Consider the following 18,096-nt stretch of genomic DNA (forward strand, 5'->3'; position numbering starts at 1 on the left):
GATATCGCCCATGGCCATCGAACTCGACATCGCCTCTCTCGCCAATGCGCTTCAGGAGGCGGCGGCAGTGGAAATCCTGCCGCGGTTCCGCAATCTGGGCGAAGGCGACGTGAGGATCAAGACCGAGGCAATCGATCTCGTAACGGAAGCCGACGAGGCTGCCGAGCGGTTAATCCGTGCTCGCGTTCAGGAAATCATGCCTGACGCCCTGTTCATCGGCGAAGAGGCGGTCGCGGCGGATGCGTCGCTGCTTGGCAAACTTGCCGATGCCGATCTGGCCGTGGTGGTCGATCCCATCGACGGCACCTATAATTTCGCCTCCGGCCTGCCGCTCTTCGGTGTGATGATGAGCGTCATCTCCAAGGGCGAGACCGTTGCCGGCCTGATCTTCGATCCCATGGGCAATGACTGGGCGATTGCCGAAAAAGGCTCCGGCGCATGGCTGTGCAGTGCCGATGGCGCGCAGACCCAAATGTCGGTCGTGCCCGCCCCGGAACTGTCGCAGATGGTCGGCATCGCCAATACCGGCTATTTCGACGTGGAGACGCGCCGCAAGATTTTGATGAACCTTGCGGATGTGCGGCTCTTCACAAGCTATCGCTGCGCCGCGCATGAATATCGGCTGTTCTGCGGCGGCCACATGCATTTCCTGATGTATAACAAGCTGATGCCCTGGGACCACCTGGCCGGCACGTTGATCTCGCAGGAATCGGGCGCCTATGCTGCCCGTCTCGACGGTTCGCGTTATCTGCCGAGCCATGTGGATGGTGGGCTGCTGCTCGCGCCGGATCAGGAGACGTGGGAACTGCTGCGGGAGAAGATTTTTACGGTGTGAGGTGCGCTCACGCGAATTTCAGCTTCTTGCCTTCACAAGCCTGCCTGCAACGTCCTGAAATCTCTCCTCCGTCATGCTCGGGCCTGTCCCGAGCATCTGCAACGTCCCGATTTTGTTGACGTGATTAGATCCTTGGGACAAGCCCACTGCTGTCCGGTTTAAATTTGCGGCCATTGGAAGGCTATCTGGTTTTGGTTTGTGGGTTTGTCTGGTGGCGGGTTGAGAAGCCGATCGGTGCGTCGTCGGTGCATGAGGTTTGCGCGTACCAGCCTGGCGAAGGCGAGTGGGCTTGGCACGGTCTTCTGGTCAGCCTGCGCCAATCGCAGCAGCAGGTAAGCGATCAGAGCGACAGCGATCTGGATGCGCACGGCATTTTCTGACGTGCCGAGGAAATGGCCGATCTTCAGCGTCTGCTTGACCCAGCGGAAGAACAGTTCGATCGCCCAACGGCGCTTGTAGAGATCGGCGATCTCGTGAGCCGGTGCATCGAGATCACTGGAGAATATGCGCAACACCTTTCCCGTCTCGGTCCTGATGGTGATCTCGCGGACCGGATCGCTGAACGGATTTTTGCGGCTTTTGGCCTGGCGGGCCGGCAACAGGCCGATGCGGTCGGACAGGATGACACCGTCGCCGTCCACCGCCTGCTCATGGGTGACCGTCAGCGGCGTGTGCGACTTGAACCGGGTGACGATCCGGCATCCGGCTTTGTCCAGCTTGGCCCACCAGCCGAAATCATAATAGCCAAGATCAAAGACATAGGTTGCGCCTGATGCGATCGGCATGGCCTTGGCAGCCGTGATGTCGTTGATATTGGCCGGCGTGACCGCCGCATAGATCGGTTGTTCGGCATCCGCATCGTAGACGATGTGGACCTTGACGCCGCAGGCTTGATGGGAAAACCGCGCCCACTGCGATCCGGCACCGGAGAGGCGAACCCCTGTCGCATCGATGAGGTAGGTTGCCTCGCCCACCGCCCGGCGCAGGCCGCGTCCCGCCATCGCCACCATCTGCGCAAACAGCCCGGCAAAGACAGGGCTCGGACGCAGACGATTGGCATCGGCAAGCGTCGAGCGCGACACCGGCTTTGCGCCGACATGATAGAGCCGTGCAGAGTGGCTCTCAAGGCCAAAGACGATCTCGCGCAGGCTCACCGAACCCGCCAACTGCCCATACAGGAGGGCGATGAACTGGCTTTTGGTCGACAGCCGGCGGACATGCTTGTCAGCCCCGTGTTCATCCACAAGCCGCTCAAACGCCGCCCAGGGAATACGCTTCAAAAGATCATGAAAGACGCTATTCTTGTGCCGCACGGTGTTGCTCCTCTTTCGTGTCCGAGATCGTCGCCAAACGCTCGAATACGAGTAGAATCAACACCGTGCGCCATGTCCACCAAATTTAAACCGGACAGCAGTGGGACAAGCCCAAGGATGACGTTGAGTGTGAAAGCAGACTTGTTGTCACATTAAGGGCGCGGAACAGAATTCCGCGCCCTTTCATTTTTCTATCGCCCCTTACCGTGTCGGCTTGTTGTGAGCCTGAAACAACACGCCTTTTTCGCCGATCAGGACAAAGATCAGGCCGATGATGGAAACAACGAAGAAGCCGGCGACCATGGGCAAAGCCGTGCCGTCAAACGCCTGCCCGATAGCCGCGCCGATAAGCGAGCCGCCAACCGTTCCCATGAAGCCGATGACGGAGGAGGCCGTGCCGGCGACGTGACCAAGGGGCTCCATAGCGAGCGAGTTGAAGTTCGAGCCGATCCAGCCGAACTGGAACATTGCGAGCGCGAAGAACACGATGAAGATGGCAAAAGGCATCGGTTCCGGCCCCAGCACCTGCACGAGCAGCCAGACGAAGGTGATGGCGATGAAGCCGAGCAGCGAGCCATGCGATAATTTGCGCATGCCAAACCGTCCCACCAGCTTTGCATTGATGAACGACGAGAAGGCCATGAACAAGGCCACGCCCGCAAAGGCTGCCGCAAACCATGCGCCAAGGCCATAAATGCCCTTGTAGACCTGCTCCGCCGAATTGATGAATCCGAACAGCGCCCCGAAGATGAAGGTGCTGGAGAGCGTGTAACAGAGCGCAACACGGTTGGTGAGGACAATCTTGAAGCCGCCAAGCACCGAACGGGCGGTGAAAGGCCTGATATCGTCCGGGTGCAGGGTCTCCGGCAGGCGGAAATACATCCAGGCCGTTACCACGGCAGCGATGCCGGCCATGAAGGCGAAGATAAGGTGCCAGTTGCCGAAGAAGAGCACGATCTGGCCGGTGCCGGGCGCGATGACCGGAACAACCATGAAGACCATCATGATCAGCGACATGACTTCCGCCATCTGGCGGCCGCCATAGATGTCACGCACGATCGAGATGGTGATGACGCGCGTTGCCGCCGAGCCGATGCCCTGAATGAAACGCAGGACCAGGAGGCCGGAGAAAGACGGTACAAAAACAACGGCGAGGGCCGAAACGATGTAGATCGCAAGTCCGAAGAGCATCGGCTTGCGGCGTCCGAAACGATCGGAAATCGGCCCATACAGAAGCTGGGCGATACCAAAGCCAAGAAGATAGGTGGAAATCACATATTGGCGGTGGTTTTCATTCTCAACGCCAAGCGAGGCGCCGATTTCCTGAAGACCGGGAAGCATGATGTCGATGGCCAGCGCGTTCAGCGCCATCAGCATCGCGGCGAGCGCGATGAATTCCGTGCGCCCCATCGAGCCAGCGCGCGACGTGGTGGATTGTGAAAGTTCTGTCACAGGATTGCCCCAAAAAGAACGGCAAAGGCGTTGCATGAAGCAACGCCTGGCATAAATTTCTGACAATCAGGGTGGGCCGGTTAAACCGGCCGAAATCAGGCCGCGCCGCGGACGCTGATACCCTGTTCTTGGAAGTGGCTTTGCAGTTCGCCTGACTGGAACATCTCTCTCACGATGTCACAGCCGCCGACGAATTCGCCCTTGACGTAGAGCTGAGGGATCGTCGGCCAATTGGAATAGTCCTTGATGCCCTGACGGATGTCGCCGTCGGCAAGCACGTTGATGCCTTTGTACTCAACGCCGAGATAATCGAGGATCTGTACGACCTGGCCGGAAAAACCGCACTGCGGAAACTGCGGGGTGCCCTTCATGAAAAGAACGATGTCGTTGCTCTTCACTTCGCTGTCGATCATGTCGTGAATGCCGCTCATAGGCCTATTCCTTTCACATGCGGTTCAAGGCCGCTGCTTTCTGTTAGCCTCTAAATAACATGTCGCGGCGCGATTTCCACCCGGAAAGCGTAAAAAATGCGTCCTTGTTGCAAAGCTCGACGTGCCAAAAAAGTAGCTGCGGACGCCTCAGCGATATCTCTGCCGGCTACGCGCTGCGGCGGTGCGTCTTTTGCTCACCTGTTTCTTTGCCGGCTTTGGTTTAACGGCGGCGTTGATTGCGGCTTTCAGAACGGAACCGACAATGCCGCCGGCGAGAGAACCGGTGGTTTTCGTGCGGCGTGAACGGCGTGTCTTGCGGATGCCGGTCTTGGTCAGCACCTCCGCCAGAGCGCCCTTGACGACGCCGTTGAGCAATTGATCGACGATGCCAGACAAATTTCCCTCACCGATAAATAAATCATATTTCCGTCGCGATTTTTACTATACGTGCATCGCCCACTGTATCAAGCGATCCTTTCGGGTGCCTCGAGCCTGAAGGTTTATGCATGCCGCGCGTCAAGTCACGCCTCGTCCTTTATTTCCCCGGCTTCGATCCGCTCGATGCGGCGGCCCATCATCTGCGTTATCAGCGGGCGGCGGCACTGGCTGGCAAGACGTGGGATGTGAATTATACGGTGGGGCCGCTGAAGAATGCGCCTGCGGGCGAGACATTCGCGGTCGAAGCTTCGGCGAATGACTGGCGGACGCGCTCCGACATTTTCGTTTATGATCATAATGCAGTGATATCGCAGCTGCGGGATGCGCCGGTCTGGCGGCAAATCTGGCTCGGTTTCAAGGCGGGCGCTGGTATTGTCGGTGAGGGCGCTGCGACGCGTTATTTCCGCCATGCTTGGCGTTTTGGCCTGTTCTTCATCTTTCCCTTCCTGCTGATGCTTGTTGGTGGGGCGCTTGCGGCGACGATTGCACTTTCGCCCTGGCTTTTCGCTTTGCCGCTCTGGCTCTTCGTGATCAGCCTTCCCGCCGCCGCCCTGTTTTTCGTGAAGGCGTTCCTGCCGTTTGCGGAGCGGTTTCACACCTTGCATCTTTACGCCGACTGGCGGTTTGCGCTCGCGGTCGGTCGTGATGAGCCGATTGCCCGTGACTGGATCGAGGAGAAGGCGTCGCTCGTCCTGACGGCGCTGGAGCAGCCTTCGGACGAGGTTCTGGTTGTATCCCACAGCATGGGCGCAAGCCTTGCACTGGCGGTCATCGGCCGCGTGCTGGAAGTGAAGCCGGATGCGCTGGATGGCCGGAAACTGTCTTTTACGACTTTGGGTGGCGCAGCGCTGCAATGTGCGTTCCTGTCGAGTGCCGACAGGCTCCGCCAGAGTATTGGCGCCATTGCGTATCATCCTGAGGTGACATGGTTCGACATCCAGTGCCTGACCGATCCCATCCACCTCTACAGGTGCAACACAGTTGCCTTGACCGGCCATAAAGACGCGCCGCAGCCAAAGATCGTGCCGATCCGTTTCAAGCATTCGCTTTCGCCGGAGCGCTATAAAAAGAACAAGCGCAATTTCCTGCGCATGCACCGGCAATATGTTCTGGGGCCGGATCGCAAATCCGGTTACGATTTTACCCTGCTGACGGCGGGGCCTTTGCCGGCCGCGTCCTTTGCGGATCTGGAGTCGCAGAGCCCACCTGCCTTGTAGGTCGCGTTCGCCATCTTGCCTGATATGAAAAGGCCCGCGTGAGACTGTCTCACGCGGGCCTTTGATTTAGTCTGGAGCCTTCATGCGGTTAGGCAGGACAGTGAAACTGCCTTGCCGTAAGCGCTTTCACGGCCACAATCATTCTGGAGCAGAGGTCTGCAGGGCCAGGGCGTGCAGAACGCCGCCCATATTGCCCTTCAGCGCGTCATAGACCATCTGGTGCTGTTGCACGCGGGTCTTGCCCTTGAATGCATCTGCCACGACTTCCGCCGCGTAATGATCGCCGTCACCGGCCAGATCGCGGATCGTGACCTTTGCCCCGGGAATTCCCGCCTTAATCATGTCTTCAATGTCGCCGGGTTTCATGGGCATGGTGTTTCTCCTTAGTTCATTCTGCGGCAACTAGAGTTTCGCCGTCCATGAACTGAGGGAACCACGATTCATAGGCCGAGTGCAATTCTTTAATCTCGACAGCACGCGCCGTGCCCAGCTTTACAGCGGAGCCGCCGGTAACACCGATGACAGGGCAGGAAACGCCCGCCGCCTTGGCGGCCGCCTGCACCTTGTCGAGATCGGTTTTCTTCACGGTCAGGATGTAACGACCCTGGTCTTCGCCATAGAAGGTGAGGACCGGATTGTGGCCTTCGACCGCATCGATGGTCGCGCCGATGCCGGAGGCAATCGCCATTTCTGCAACAGCGAGGGCGAGGCCACCGGACGAGCAATCGTGGACGGCCGTGGCGAGGCCATCGGTGATGATGCCGCGGACAAAATCGCCGTTCTTCTTCTCAGCGGCGAGATCGACATGCGGCGCCGGGCCGTCGGTGCGGCCATGGATATCACGCATATACACCGACTGGGCGATGTGGGTGCCGAGGCCGACAGGAGCGCCGACAAGCAGCACAGCTTCGTCAGCGGCAGCAAAGCGGATGCGCGCCATACGGCCCCAATCCTTCAGCAGGCCAACGCCGCCGATGGTTGGGGTGGGCAGGATCGCCTGGCCATTGGTCTCGTTGTAGAGCGAGACGTTGCCGGAAACGATCGGGAATTCCAGCACGCGGCAGGCTTCGCCGATGCCCTTGATGGCATGTACGAGCTGGCTCATGATTTCAGGCTTTTCCGGGTTGCCGAAATTCAGGTTGTCGGTGGCCGCGAGCGGCAGGGCGCCGGTTGCGGTAATGTTGCGCCAGCATTCGGCCACGGCCTGCTTGCCGCCTTCGAAAGGATCAGCCTCAACGTAACGCGGAGTAACGTCGGAGGAGAAGGCGAGCGCCTTCTTGTCATGGCCTTCGACACGCACCACACCGGCGTCGCCGCCCGGAAGCTGCAGGGAATTGCCCTGGATCAGCGTGTCATATTGTTCGTAGACCCAGCGGCGCGAGGAATTGTTGGCCGAACCGACGAGCGATACCAGCGCGTCGGCGATATCAGCAGTCGGGACGTCGTTTTCCGCAAGCGGTGCGGGCACCTTCGCGGGCGTCCACGGGCGGTCATATTCCGGGGCCTGATCGCCCAGTTCCTTGATCGGCAGGTTGGCGACTTCCTCGCCATCGTGAATGACGCGGAAGCGCAGGTCGTCGGTGGTCTTGCCGACAATGGCGAAGTCCAGACCCCATTTCACGAAGATCGCCTTGGCGACTTCTTCCTTGGAGGGCTCGAGAACCATGAGCATGCGCTCCTGGCTTTCCGACAGCATCATTTCGTAAGCCGTCATGCGCTCTTCGCGCACCGGTACGGCATTGAGGTCGAGTTCGATACCGAGATCGCCCTTGGCGCCCATTTCAACGGCCGAGCAGGTGAGGCCGGCGGCACCCATGTCCTGAATGGCGATGACCGCACCGGTTTTCATCAGTTCAAGGCAGGCTTCCAGCAGGCACTTTTCGGTGAAGGGGTCGCCGACCTGAACGGTTGGGCGCTTTTCTTCGATGGATTCATCGAATTCGGCAGATGCCATCGTCGCGCCGCCGACGCCGTCGCGGCCGGTCTTTGCGCCGAGATAAACCACCGGCAGGCCGACGCCCTTGGCTTCCGAAAGGAAGATCGCGTCGGACTTGGCAAGACCGGCGGCAAAGGCGTTGACAAGGATATTGCCGTTATAACGCGGATCGAATTCCACTTCACCGCCCACCGTCGGCACGCCGAAGGAATTGCCGTAACCGCCGACACCGGCAACGACGCCAGCCACGAGGTGGCGGGTCTTCGGGTGGTCGGGCGCGCCGAAGCGCAGCGCGTTCATGGCGGCAATCGGGCGGGCGCCCATGGTGAAGACGTCACGCAGGATGCCGCCGACGCCGGTCGCCGCACCCTGATAGGGTTCGATATAGGACGGGTGGTTGTGGCTTTCCATCTTGAAGACGACGCAGTCGCCATCGTCGATATCCACAACGCCGGCATTCTCACCGGGGCCCTGGATGACGCGCGGACCCTTGGTCGGCAGGGTCTTCAGCCACTTCTTGGAGGATTTGTAGGAGCAGTGCTCGTTCCACATGGCCGAGAAGATGCCAAGCTCGGTAAAGCTCGGCTCCCGTCCGATCAGGTCGAGGATACGCTGGTATTCGTCGGGCTTCAGCCCGTGGGATGCAACGAGTTCCGGGGTGATCTTGATGGAGTTTGAGATAGACATAGGTCTCACGCGGTTCGAGCCGAGGAAAGTTTCCGGTTCTTTAGCGCAAGAGGCTCGATGGTGCGACAGGAAAATGCGCGGTTTTACCCGCAAAACGCTGCTTTCTTGGCTTCTTCAGAACCTGTAGCCGACCATAAGGCCTACGCGCGTGAGCCCGTCATTCGGGCCGTCGCACAGATTGGCGTGTGATGCATGTTCGATCTGGGTCGAAATATTCCAGTTATTATCGAAACGATAGCCGATCGCCGCATATTCGTGGAAAAGTAGGCGGCAGCCGAATTCCGCACCGGTTTCGCCGGCACTGTTTCTCAGCTTGCCATCGTGCCAGAGGCCGCCAAAACCGAAATCGAGAAAGATCTTCGGGTTGAGATCGAAGGTCCAGTTGACACCGCCGTAAATGGTATTCGCCGAGCCCTCAGTGCCGATCTCGCCACCGATATGCAGCCGGGGACGGGAGAGCTTCTGGCCGAGCGTCACCGCAGATGCATTGGCGAAGGGATCAAAATAGGCGGTGAAGGCCGGGAAGACGCCATCCTCGCCGCCATTGTCGTGATTGGAAATCGAGGTGGTTGCGCCGAAGCGTAATTCGTCGAAGACGGTTCCTTCCGCAGCAGTGGCGGGCATGATGCCGATCAACACACATGCCGCAAGAAGGATCGCCAGCGCGAAACACGCCCTCACACCTGTGGAACCGAATGCTGCCATCGAATCATCCCCCACGTCGAATTGCGGAAAGGATGGCAGGTTTGTCGGCTTGGTAAATGATAAGTTACTGAATTAGGCCGGGTGTTGCAGGAAAGACTCTCCGCCCTCTAGGCAACGCTTTCGTAACCGGCGGAGCCGTTGTCGAGCAGGTGACGCAGGATGCCGAGGGCATGGGTCAACTCTTGCTGGTTCGATGGGCCAGAAAGGCTGACGCGCACCCGATGGAAAACCTTGTCGGTGCGGCCGGCCTTGAACTCATCCTCGTCATCTATCAGCACGCCTTCTTTCATCGCCGCGTTTCGGAACGTGCCGGAAAGCCAGGGTTCGGGCAGTCTCAGCCACAGGAAGGCGATATCGGGCAGCGAATTGAAATCCAGTCCGGCAAAGGCCCGCCGGGCAATCGCCTCCCGCTGATTGATCTCGGCGATACAATCCTTGCGAATGTCGTCGGCGTCACCGCTGTTGACGAGGCGGGCATTCACTTCGGCCAGCATGAAGGGCAGACCGCCCGTTAGCATCGAGTGGGAAATGCGGATGCGCGAGGAATATTGCGCCGGGCAGGCGACCCAGCCGCCACGAACGCCAGCGGCGACGGATTTCGACAGGCCGCCGACCACGAAAGTAATATCGGGTGCGAATTCGGCGATCAGCGGGATCGCCTCACGCGTCATCGCGCCATAAAGATTGTCCTCTACGACCCAGACACCGTACCGGCGGGCGATATCGGCAATAGCGCGTCGACGCTCTTCCGGCAGCGTGGCGCAGGTCGGGTTCTGGCCGGCGGACATCAGGAAGATCATCTTGGGATGCTGCTGGGCGCAGACGCGCTCGAAATCGTCAGGGACAATGCCCTTTTCATCCGCTTCAACCAGCGTCACTCGCCGTCCGGCAAGTGTGGCGCTGCGGCTGATATGGGAATAGGTCACGGGTTCGAAGACGATACGGTCTCCCGGGGCGGTCATGGCCGTCACCACACTCATCACCGCCGCATGGGCGCCGAGCGTCGAGACGATATTTTCGGGTTTTGGCGACCAGCCGTTCTGGGAAAGCCAGCGAGCGCCCGCCATGCACCAGTTGTCAGGAAAGGAACGGGCGTAATTGGTAACGTCGTAAGCATGTTCCCGAGCGACCGCCTCGATGTGCCTGGCGATCAGCGCGCTCTGGCCGACATCGGGCGCCGCCGTGGTGTTGAGCCGGAATTCGGCGCTGCTATCGACGGCGTGGCGTGTGCTGCCGAAGGCTGCCGCCACCGTTTCCATGGGTGCGGAGGGGGCAGGGGTCTTGCGCTCATTGACATAGGTGCCGCGGCCGACTTCGCCGCTGACCAGGCCACGTTCATGAATAAGCCCATAAGCCCGGCTGATTGTGCCGATTGTCACGCCGAGATCGTAGGCGAGATTGCGCTGCGGTGGCAATTTTGAACCGGCCTGCAGGGTTCCGTCCGAAATCGCGCCTTCGATGCTGTCCGCAAGGCGAAGATAAATAGGGCCGTCGCCCTCGGTGATGTCGGGAAGCCAATTTGTCATGGTGACAATTTATGCATTGTATCTATCATTAAGTCAATTGTATTTATTGTCTGCATTGAGTGAGATCAAACAAACGGAGACAATAGGTGCAATATGCGCAAGATGGATCAATACCTTTCAACAGCGGATACACTCTATCCTGATGGCTACGAACGGGAACGCGTGTTCCGCGATGCCGGCGACATGGTCGCACCGGCGCCCTTTCCGGCCAAGATCGCCCGCACGCTTATTGGTCGCCTGATTGCGGGCATGTTCAATTGGCACCGGAAACGGCAGGGGCGGCTCGCCTTGCGGGAATTGTCTGACGATCTTCTGGAAGATATCGGGGTCACGCGGGATGAGGCTCTCAACGAAGCCGCAAAATCGCGGCTTTTCTCCTGGCCCACCCGGTCGCTTTGATTTTTGTCGGAGAGCGGTGCCTTCTTTCCCTGGCACCAAGTAGCGATTCGACAGCCCGCCGCGCCATTCCCAACCGGCGCTGGCGGGTTTTTTATTGGATTTTTACGTGGCGCCGGTCAGCAGCCTTTGCCGCCATTTGCCCAGCGCTTGACGTCCGTTGCGATGCGGCCTGAAAGGGCTTCGTTCATCACGGGTCCGAAGGCATCGAGCTTTGCCGGGTTGCCTTCGGCCTGAATCACCAGCATGGGGCGCGATTCCGGGCTGTTGCGCGGTACGAGCAGGATGCGCGGGCGGCCCGAGAAAGAATTGAGTTCCGGGGCGAGGCGATAGGCCTTGAATGCCGCATCACCCGATTTGAACCAGCAGGCATTGGCGCCAAGCGCGATCCGTTCCATGGTCGGCAATGCCGCGCGGGAGACGGAGGCGGTTGGTTGCGGTTTCGGCTGGCAAGCCGCAAGTGCGGCGGCAGCGAGGATCAGTCCGGTGGCTTTATAGGCATCGTATCGAAGAATGCGGGGCATCAGGTCATCCAGAAGAAAAGCCGAAACATAGCCGGAAGCCGGCATCAAAAAAGGCGGGCTTGAAACCCGCCTTGGTCTATCAGGCTGCGATGACGCCAAGCGCCGAAGCGAAGAGGCCGCGGCCGTCATTGCCGCCATGGGCGGCTTCGATCAGGTTTTCCGGGTGTGGCATCATGCCGAGAACGTTGCCCTTGGTGTCGATGACGCCGGCAATGTCGTTCAGCGAGCCGTTGGGATTGGTGCCCTCCGCATAACGGAACACGACCTGGCCGTTGCCCTCAACCGACTTCAACTCATCCGCATCAAGGAAATAGTTGCCGTCGTGATGGGCGACGGGGCAGCGCAGGATCTGGCCCTTGTCATATGCGCGAGTGAAATCGGTGTCGTTATTGGCGACTTCGAGCTTCACTTCCCGGCAGACAAATTTCAGCGAGGCGTTGCGCATCAGGGCGCCCGGCAACATCCCGGCTTCAACGAGAATCTGGAAGCCATTGCAGACGCCGAGAACCTTGACGCCCTTTTCCGCTTTTTCGCGGATGGCCTGCATGACCGGCATGCGGGCAGCAATGGCGCCGCAGCGCAGATAGTCGCCATAGGAGAAGCCGCCGGGAATGACGATCAGATCGACATCGGGAATGTCCGTTTCCGTCTGCCAGATGGTGACGGGCGCCTGACCGGAGATTTTCGTCAGAGCCGCGATCATGTCGCGGTCGCGGTTGAGGCCGGGAAGTTGGACGACAGCGGATTTCATGGACGGCGGCTCCTAGAGCTTAGAGAATGGCGATGGCGTAGTTTTCGATGACCGTATTGGCCAGCAGCTTTTCGCACATTGCCTTTAGGTCGGTTTCGGCCTTGGCCTTGTCTGCGCCTTCCAGTTCCAGATCGAAGACCTTGCCCTGACGGACATGGCCGACGCCACCGAAACCGAGGCTGCCAAGCGCGCCTTCGATTGCCTTGCCCTGCGGATCGAGAACGCCGTTCTTCAGCGTAACAGTCACCCGTGCCTTGATCACCTGATCTTCTCCTGATTTACCCTACGAGGCCAATATTATTTTACGAGTACCGGACCAGTGCCGCGGATCGGTTCGTTTTCATTGATGATGCCGAGACGGCGCGCGACTTCGGAATAGGCTTCCACAAGCCCGCCCATGTCGCGGCGGAACAGATCCTTGTCCATCTTCTTCTGGGTTTCGATGTCCCAGAGGCGGCAGCTATCGGGCGAAATCTCGTCGGCGAGGATGATGCGCATCATATCGCCTTCAAAGAGGCGGCCGCATTCGATCTTGAAATCGACGAGCTGGATGCCGACGCCGAGAAACAGGCCGGAAAGAAAGTCGTTGACGCGGATGGCGAGCGCCATGATGTCGTCAAGCTCGGCGGGGTTGGCCCAGCCAAAAGCCGTGATGTGCTCTTCGGAGACCATGGGGTCTTCCAGCTCATCCGACTTGTAATAGAACTCGATGATGGAGCGCGGCAGCACCACGCCTTCCTCGATGCCGAGACGCTTGGAGAGCGAGCCGGCGGCGACGTTGCGCACGACGATCTCAAGCGGGATCATCTCCACTTCCTTGATCAGCTGCTCGCGCATGTTGAGGCGGCGGATGAAGTGGGTGGGAATGCCGATCTTGTTCAGATGCGTGAAGACATATTCGCAGATGCGGTTGTTCAGCACGCCCTTGCCGTCGATGACTTCGTGCTTCTTCTTGTTGAAGGCGGTCGCATCGTCCTTGAAGAACTGGATAAGCGTGCCTGGCTCCGGACCTTCATAAAGGATCTTGGCCTTGCCTTCGTAAATACGGCGGCGACGGTTCATAATGGCAGGTCTCTTGGTTGACGCCGATTCTGGTGGCGTTACGTTTCTGTCTTTGAGCGGTCCCATAAAGGAAAAGAGTGCATTCTACAATGCGGGTGGCATATCTTCCCTTCAATTCTTGTGTCGGGCCGGAAGGTTGGCCGGCCGGAAATCGCCCGGAAACCGATCACTGCGACGGGCAAGCGTTGGAACGAGTCTCGCCCTGCCGCCCTTGTCAGGTCTCGGGCATCTTCAGTCGGCTCAGGAACTGGGCGAAAACCATGCCGCCCTCCGGCCATGGGCCATGACCGGACTCGGCGTTGATATGGCCGGACATGCCGGCATCGATCAGTAGCGAACCCCAGGCGGCAGCAATGTCATCGGCATGTTCGTAAGTGCCGAAGGGATCGTTGCGGCTAGCGATGGTGATTGTCGGAAATGGCAGCGGATCGCGCGGATAGGGCCCGAAGGTCATCAGATGTTTCGGCCGGATATCCGGATTGGCGACATCGGGCGGGGCAACAAAAACCGCGCCTACGACCTTATGGGCGATCTCAGGCAAAGCATGGATCACGGTCGGCACGCCGAGCGAATGGGCAACCAGCACGACGGGCTTGGTGGCGGCGTTCACCTCTTCCACCAGCCGCGCAACCCAGTCTTCTTTCACGGGCTTGGTCCACTCCGCCTGCTCGACCCGGCGCGCGGTGGATAACTTGCGCTCCCAGCGGGTCTGCCAGTGGTCAGGGCCGGAATTGGTGTAACCGGGTACGATGAGGATATCTACTTCTGAAACTTTCATGCGCCCATATCTGTGCTTTGATGCCGTCGCGATCAAGACCGCGACGGCATTAACTTTGAGACCCTGCTTTATGCCCTGCCGAAGACGCGGGCGAAGATCGTGTCGACATGCTTGGTGTGGTAACCAAGGTCGAATTTCTCGCGGATGGTCTCTTCGGGAAGGGCGGCACGCACTTCCTCGTCGCCCAGCAGTTCTTCAAGGAAGTCGGCACCCTGTTCCCAAACCTTCATGGCGTTGCGCTGGACCAGGCGGTAAGCGTCTTCGCGGGAGACGCCAGCCTGCGTCAGCGCCAGGAGAACGCGCTGCGAATGCACGAGGCCACGGAACTTGTTCATGTTCTTCAACATGTTGTCCGGGTAGATCACCAGCTTTTCGATAACGCCGGCCAGACGGTTCAGCGCGAAATCGAGGGTGACAGTCGTGTCAGGGCCGAGGGCGCGCTCTACGGAGGAGTGGCTGATATCGCGTTCATGCCAGAGGGCAACGTTTTCCATGGCCGGTACGACCGACATGCGCACTAGACGAGCAAGGCCGGTGAGGTTTTCGGTGAGAACCGGGTTGCGCTTGTGCGGCATGGCCGACGAGCCCTTCTGGCCGGGAGAGAAGAACTCTTCCGCTTCCAGAACCTCGGTGCGCTGCATGTGGCGGATTTCGATGGCGACGTTTTCGATCGACGAGGCGATGACGCCGAGCACGGCGAAGAACATGGCGTGACGGTCACGCGGGATGACCTGCGTGGAGACCGGCTCAGGGATGAGGCCGAGTTTTGCGCATACATGTTCCTCGACGCGCGGGTCGATATTGGCGAAGGTGCCGACGGCGCCGGAGATCGCGCCTGTGGCGATTTCAGCGCGGGCATTGACGAGGCGCTCACGGTTGCGGTGCATTTCGGCGTAGAAACGGGCAAAGGTCAGGCCCATGGTGGTCGGCTCGGCATGGATGCCGTGGCTGCGGCCGATGCGCACCGTGTTCTTGTGTTCGAAGGCGCGGGTCTTGAGAGCCGCGAGCACCCGGTCCATGTCGGCGAGCAGCAGATCGGCGGCGCGCACGAGCTGGATGTTGAGCGTGGTGTCGAGAACGTCGGAAGAGGTCATGCCCTGATGCACGAAACGGCTGTCGGGGCCGACAAATTCGGCGAGATGGGTGAGGAAGGCGATGACGTCGTGCTTGGTCACGGCCTCGATCTCATCGATGCGGGCGACGTCAAACGTGGCGCTGCCGCCCTTTTCCCAGATGGTCTGGGCTGCTGACTTCGGGATGACGCCAAGTTCGGCCAGCGCGTCACAGGCATATGCCTCGATCTCGAACCAGATGCGGAATTTTGTTTCCGGCGACCAGATGGCGACCATTTCCGGCCGGGAGTAACGAGGGATCATGGAAATGACTTTCTTAGTGGAGGAAATTTGCTGCCCGTTTAGCAAAGTGTTCCGCTAATCTCAATCTATCAAGCTGCATGGCTATGTCGCTTACCGCGCACGCCGGCAGAGGATTGCGCCGGCGGGCAGGAGCGGAAGAGCGGCAAAGGGAAAATACAGTCCGAGACCGAGAATTGCGAATTGATACACCGCGCCAAGCGAGGTGAAGAGCAGCTGGAAGAACCAGATGCGTGAAAAGGCCGGTGCGTGCCATTGCGCATAAAAGATGCGGTATTCGAATGCAAACAAAGCTGCGGCAACGGCGAGCGTGAAGAATGCGATGGCGAGACAGGCCGCCGCAAAACGCAGGGGCCGGGGTGTGGAGGCGGGGAGAAGGCGCAATGCAGCCAGCGCCAGCAGCCAGCCGAAAAAACCGCCCACGAAGAAAAGCGTGACGATATCGGCCGCGTGATCGGTTTCCAGCCTGTTGCGGAGATAGAGACCAGCGGCGGCGGATGCGGCGGAACAGACGCCCCAGCCAAGCGCGCCGAGCAGCATGAAGAATGCTGGCAGAGCCTTGTCACGGAAACCCTGCATGCCGCTTTCCATGACAATCCCCCGATGCCTTGTTTGGCGCATTCGGCTTTTTCGGCCATCCGCGGTGGTGCGTTACGTTCTTCCGGCCTCCGCTGCCGAGCGCAGCAGGGCGACGGTCTTGCGATAATCTTCAACGCCATCGCCCTTGAAGACCGCCGAACCGGCGACCAATGCATTGGCGCCCGCGGCAATGATGTCACCTGCGGTCTGCGCCGTCACGCCGCCATCGACTTCCAGTTCGATCGGCCGATCACCGATCATCGACTTTGCCGCGCGGATCTTGTCGAGCATGGCGGGAATGAATTTCTGGCCTCCGAAGCCGGGATTGACGCTCATGATCAGCACGAGGTCGACATCATCGAGCACGTTTTCGATCACCGAAAGTGGCGTTGCCGGATTGAGCGTGACGCCTGCTTTCAGTCCAAGGCCGCGAATGGTTTGCAGAGAGCGGTGAAGGTGCGGTCCAGCTTCCGCGTGCACGGTGATGCTGTCGCAGCCGGCCTTGGCGAAGGCCTCGAGATAGGGATCGACGGGAGCAATCATCAAATGGCAATCGAAACAGGCATTGCTGTGCGGGCGAAGCGCTTTGATGACATCAGGGCCGAAGGAGATGTTCGGCACGAAATGGCCGTCCATGACGTCAAGATGGATCCAGTCCGCGCCTGCTTCCGTGACATCGGCGACTTCCTGTCCCAGCTTGGCGAAATTGGCAGCCAGAATGGACGGGGCTATGCGGATGGGCAGGGACATGGGGCAAACTCCTCTCGACGCGTTGCGTAAGCTGCCTTTAACACCAAGCATTCGGCTTTGAAACGGCTTGACGCGCGGTTGTCCGTCGTTTTCAGATACGTTTCATCGAATTTCTGCCGATGACGTGCGGCCTGTTATTTTTCTGCCCTGTCCGTCGAATCGAAGCGCTGGCCGTTCCAGCGCTGCAGGCGGTAGGGGTTATCGGAAAGGTCGTGGGACCGGGTAAAGCCGAGGTCGCCGATGACGGTTTTGAAGACGGCGCCTCCGGCCAATATCTCCGGCGCAGGTTTTGATTGTGCCTGCACGGCCTCCGCGAGAGCGGCGGTCAGTTCCGTTGCGGCGTAGGCCGGCAGGACGTAACCCTCGGGTTCGATGCCCGCGGCACGCAGCTCTCCGGTGACGGCCTGGGCCGATGGCAGGGTATCATAGGCCGGGCGCGTGACGGCCAATACATTGGCGGTGAGGGGAACGGGGTTGTTCGCCGCATTCATGGCGTCGCCGCCCATGATGGTCAAAGCAAGGTTTTCGGATGCGGCATCTCTGGCGATGATGGCGACGTCGTTGCGTTCCGCGCCGACGAAGACATGGGAAATGCCGGTTTTCGCCAGCCGGCGCACCAGCGCCACCTGCTGTTCCTGGTTGGGGCGCATCGTGTCGGCCAAGGTGGGTTTGAGGCCGTTTTCCTCCAGCGACGAGCGGATCCGGTCGACAAGCTCGCGGCTATAGATCGTGCCGTCGTCCACCAGCCCGATGGAATGGCCCTTCCAGTCGCGCAGGATGATTTCGGAAATCCTGTCAGATTCGGCCCTGTCGGAAGGGGAGAGGCGGAAAAGCGGCCAGCCGTATTTCAGGGCATCTTCCATGAGAATCGGAGCGCGGCTGGAAAGCGTGATCGCGGGAATGGCGGCCGCCTTGAGTGGTGGCAGAACGCCCTGAAGCGTTTCCGTGCATAAAAAACCGATCGCGGCGCTGACCTTGGCAGCCACCAGGCCATCGGCAATCGCGCCGCCGCTGCCGTCTTCGCAGCTCTCGTGGATTTCGACGACATCGAGTCCAAGCTTGGCCGCTGCCGCCTTTGCACCCTGCCGCACCTGCTGTCCCAAAAGCTCGTAAGGGCCGTTCTGGGGAGCAACAATGCCAATCGATGCCGCGCTCGCTGAGCCCGCGAAGGCAAAACCGGCGATGATCGTTAGCAGGCGAAGTGAAAGCATGACGCGATAGAAATCCTGTTGTCCCGGTTTGATGTTTATCGGCAACAACCGGTTTTCCAAAGGAAAAATACGTGCGCTTCACAGACATTCCCGCAAAACCATCACATTGCTTATGTGCCGGGCTTGTTTATC

The 18,096-nt window shown here is 59.6% G+C and carries 20 protein-coding genes; 3 read left to right on the forward strand and 17 right to left on the reverse strand.

Annotation, left to right across the window (positions count from 1 at the left end; all coding sequences use genetic code 11):
* Nucleotides 1-10 precede the first annotated feature (10 nt).
* The gene (locus ACFVTJ_RS03390; protein WP_386904622.1) at nucleotides 11-835 is read left to right on the forward strand and encodes an inositol monophosphatase family protein; all 825 of its coding nucleotides are present in this window, start codon (nucleotides 11-13) and stop codon (nucleotides 833-835) included.
* 158 nt (nucleotides 836-993) lie between these two features.
* Here ACFVTJ_RS03390 and ACFVTJ_RS03395 read toward each other — a convergent pair whose 3' ends face one another.
* From ACFVTJ_RS03395 to ACFVTJ_RS03410, 4 genes are all read right to left on the reverse strand, one after another.
* Complete coding sequence (locus ACFVTJ_RS03395) at nucleotides 994-2,148, reverse strand: IS4 family transposase (protein ID WP_386904624.1); 1,155 nt, start codon at nucleotides 2,146-2,148, stop codon at nucleotides 994-996.
* Nucleotides 2,149-2,349: 201 nt separating this feature from the next.
* Nucleotides 2,350-3,558 (reverse strand): multidrug effflux MFS transporter, encoded by a 1,209-nt coding sequence (locus ACFVTJ_RS03400; RefSeq protein ID WP_386905263.1) that lies wholly within the window; start codon nucleotides 3,556-3,558, stop codon nucleotides 2,350-2,352.
* A 137-nt stretch (nucleotides 3,559-3,695) separates the two neighbouring features.
* Nucleotides 3,696-4,031, reverse strand: a complete 336-nt coding sequence (gene grxD / locus ACFVTJ_RS03405; RefSeq protein ID WP_080790446.1) for a Grx4 family monothiol glutaredoxin — start codon at nucleotides 4,029-4,031, stop codon at nucleotides 3,696-3,698.
* A gap of 147 nt (nucleotides 4,032-4,178) precedes the next feature.
* Complete coding sequence (locus ACFVTJ_RS03410) at nucleotides 4,179-4,427, reverse strand: hypothetical protein (RefSeq protein ID WP_386904626.1); 249 nt, start codon at nucleotides 4,425-4,427, stop codon at nucleotides 4,179-4,181.
* A gap of 110 nt (nucleotides 4,428-4,537) precedes the next feature.
* On the opposite strand from ACFVTJ_RS03410, the gene ACFVTJ_RS03415 reads away from it, so the two are divergent.
* On the forward strand, nucleotides 4,538-5,686 hold the full coding sequence (locus tag ACFVTJ_RS03415) for a hypothetical protein (RefSeq protein WP_386904628.1): 1,149 nt from the start codon (nucleotides 4,538-4,540) through the stop codon (nucleotides 5,684-5,686).
* Nucleotides 5,687-5,824: 138 nt separating this feature from the next.
* On the opposite strand, the gene ACFVTJ_RS03420 is transcribed toward ACFVTJ_RS03415, so the two are convergent.
* From ACFVTJ_RS03420 to ACFVTJ_RS03435, 4 genes are all read right to left on the reverse strand, one after another.
* Nucleotides 5,825-6,058: a BolA family protein gene (locus tag ACFVTJ_RS03420; protein ID WP_003516012.1), complete on the reverse strand. Its 234-nt coding sequence runs from the start codon at nucleotides 6,056-6,058 to the stop codon at nucleotides 5,825-5,827.
* 16 nt (nucleotides 6,059-6,074) lie between these two features.
* Nucleotides 6,075-8,309 carry a phosphoribosylformylglycinamidine synthase subunit PurL gene (gene purL / locus ACFVTJ_RS03425; protein ID WP_386904631.1) on the reverse strand — a complete coding sequence of 745 codons (2,235 nt, stop codon included), beginning with the start codon at nucleotides 8,307-8,309 and terminating at the stop codon, nucleotides 6,075-6,077.
* Nucleotides 8,310-8,423: 114 nt separating this feature from the next.
* Nucleotides 8,424-9,014 carry an acyloxyacyl hydrolase gene (locus tag ACFVTJ_RS03430; protein ID WP_386904633.1) on the reverse strand — a complete coding sequence of 197 codons (591 nt, stop codon included), beginning with the start codon at nucleotides 9,012-9,014 and terminating at the stop codon, nucleotides 8,424-8,426.
* 107 nt (nucleotides 9,015-9,121) lie between these two features.
* Nucleotides 9,122-10,540, reverse strand: coding sequence for a PLP-dependent aminotransferase family protein (locus ACFVTJ_RS03435; RefSeq protein WP_386904635.1), 1,419 nt, complete (start codon nucleotides 10,538-10,540; stop codon nucleotides 9,122-9,124).
* A gap of 93 nt (nucleotides 10,541-10,633) precedes the next feature.
* On the opposite strand from ACFVTJ_RS03435, the gene ACFVTJ_RS03440 reads away from it, so the two are divergent.
* On the forward strand, nucleotides 10,634-10,939 hold the full coding sequence (locus tag ACFVTJ_RS03440; RefSeq protein WP_386904637.1) for a DUF1127 domain-containing protein: 306 nt from the start codon (nucleotides 10,634-10,636) through the stop codon (nucleotides 10,937-10,939).
* 116 nt (nucleotides 10,940-11,055) lie between these two features.
* On the opposite strand, the gene ACFVTJ_RS03445 is transcribed toward ACFVTJ_RS03440, so the two are convergent.
* The 9 genes from ACFVTJ_RS03445 to ACFVTJ_RS03485 all read right to left on the reverse strand — a co-directional run bounded on the left by ACFVTJ_RS03445 (nucleotide 11,056) and on the right by ACFVTJ_RS03485 (nucleotide 18,012).
* Nucleotides 11,056-11,460, reverse strand: a complete 405-nt coding sequence (locus tag ACFVTJ_RS03445) for a hypothetical protein (RefSeq protein WP_386904639.1) — start codon at nucleotides 11,458-11,460, stop codon at nucleotides 11,056-11,058.
* Between the two features lie 79 nt (nucleotides 11,461-11,539).
* Nucleotides 11,540-12,211: a phosphoribosylformylglycinamidine synthase subunit PurQ gene (purQ, locus tag ACFVTJ_RS03450; RefSeq protein ID WP_386904640.1), complete on the reverse strand. Its 672-nt coding sequence runs from the start codon at nucleotides 12,209-12,211 to the stop codon at nucleotides 11,540-11,542.
* A 19-nt stretch (nucleotides 12,212-12,230) separates the two neighbouring features.
* On the reverse strand, nucleotides 12,231-12,473 hold the full coding sequence (purS, locus tag ACFVTJ_RS03455; RefSeq protein ID WP_003507918.1) for a phosphoribosylformylglycinamidine synthase subunit PurS: 243 nt from the start codon (nucleotides 12,471-12,473) through the stop codon (nucleotides 12,231-12,233).
* Between the two features lie 35 nt (nucleotides 12,474-12,508).
* On the reverse strand, nucleotides 12,509-13,273 hold the full coding sequence (gene purC, locus ACFVTJ_RS03460) for a phosphoribosylaminoimidazolesuccinocarboxamide synthase (RefSeq protein WP_003507919.1): 765 nt from the start codon (nucleotides 13,271-13,273) through the stop codon (nucleotides 12,509-12,511).
* A 214-nt stretch (nucleotides 13,274-13,487) separates the two neighbouring features.
* A complete protein-coding gene (locus ACFVTJ_RS03465; RefSeq protein ID WP_386904642.1) occupies nucleotides 13,488-14,051 on the reverse strand; it encodes an alpha/beta hydrolase in 564 nt (187 codons plus the stop codon).
* A gap of 68 nt (nucleotides 14,052-14,119) precedes the next feature.
* Complete coding sequence (gene purB / locus ACFVTJ_RS03470) at nucleotides 14,120-15,427, reverse strand: adenylosuccinate lyase (RefSeq protein ID WP_386904644.1); 1,308 nt, start codon at nucleotides 15,425-15,427, stop codon at nucleotides 14,120-14,122.
* Between the two features lie 90 nt (nucleotides 15,428-15,517).
* The gene (locus tag ACFVTJ_RS03475) at nucleotides 15,518-16,015 is read right to left on the reverse strand and encodes a hypothetical protein (RefSeq protein ID WP_386904646.1); all 498 of its coding nucleotides are present in this window, start codon (nucleotides 16,013-16,015) and stop codon (nucleotides 15,518-15,520) included.
* Nucleotides 16,016-16,075: 60 nt separating this feature from the next.
* Nucleotides 16,076-16,753, reverse strand: coding sequence for a ribulose-phosphate 3-epimerase (rpe, locus tag ACFVTJ_RS03480; protein ID WP_386904648.1), 678 nt, complete (start codon nucleotides 16,751-16,753; stop codon nucleotides 16,076-16,078).
* A 134-nt stretch (nucleotides 16,754-16,887) separates the two neighbouring features.
* Nucleotides 16,888-18,012 carry an ABC transporter substrate-binding protein gene (locus ACFVTJ_RS03485; protein WP_386904650.1) on the reverse strand — a complete coding sequence of 375 codons (1,125 nt, stop codon included), beginning with the start codon at nucleotides 18,010-18,012 and terminating at the stop codon, nucleotides 16,888-16,890.
* Nucleotides 18,013-18,096 lie beyond the last annotated feature (84 nt).

The sequence above is a fragment of the Agrobacterium sp. NPDC058088 genome, from assembly GCF_042885035.1.
Classification (GTDB): domain Bacteria; phylum Pseudomonadota; class Alphaproteobacteria; order Rhizobiales; family Rhizobiaceae; genus Agrobacterium.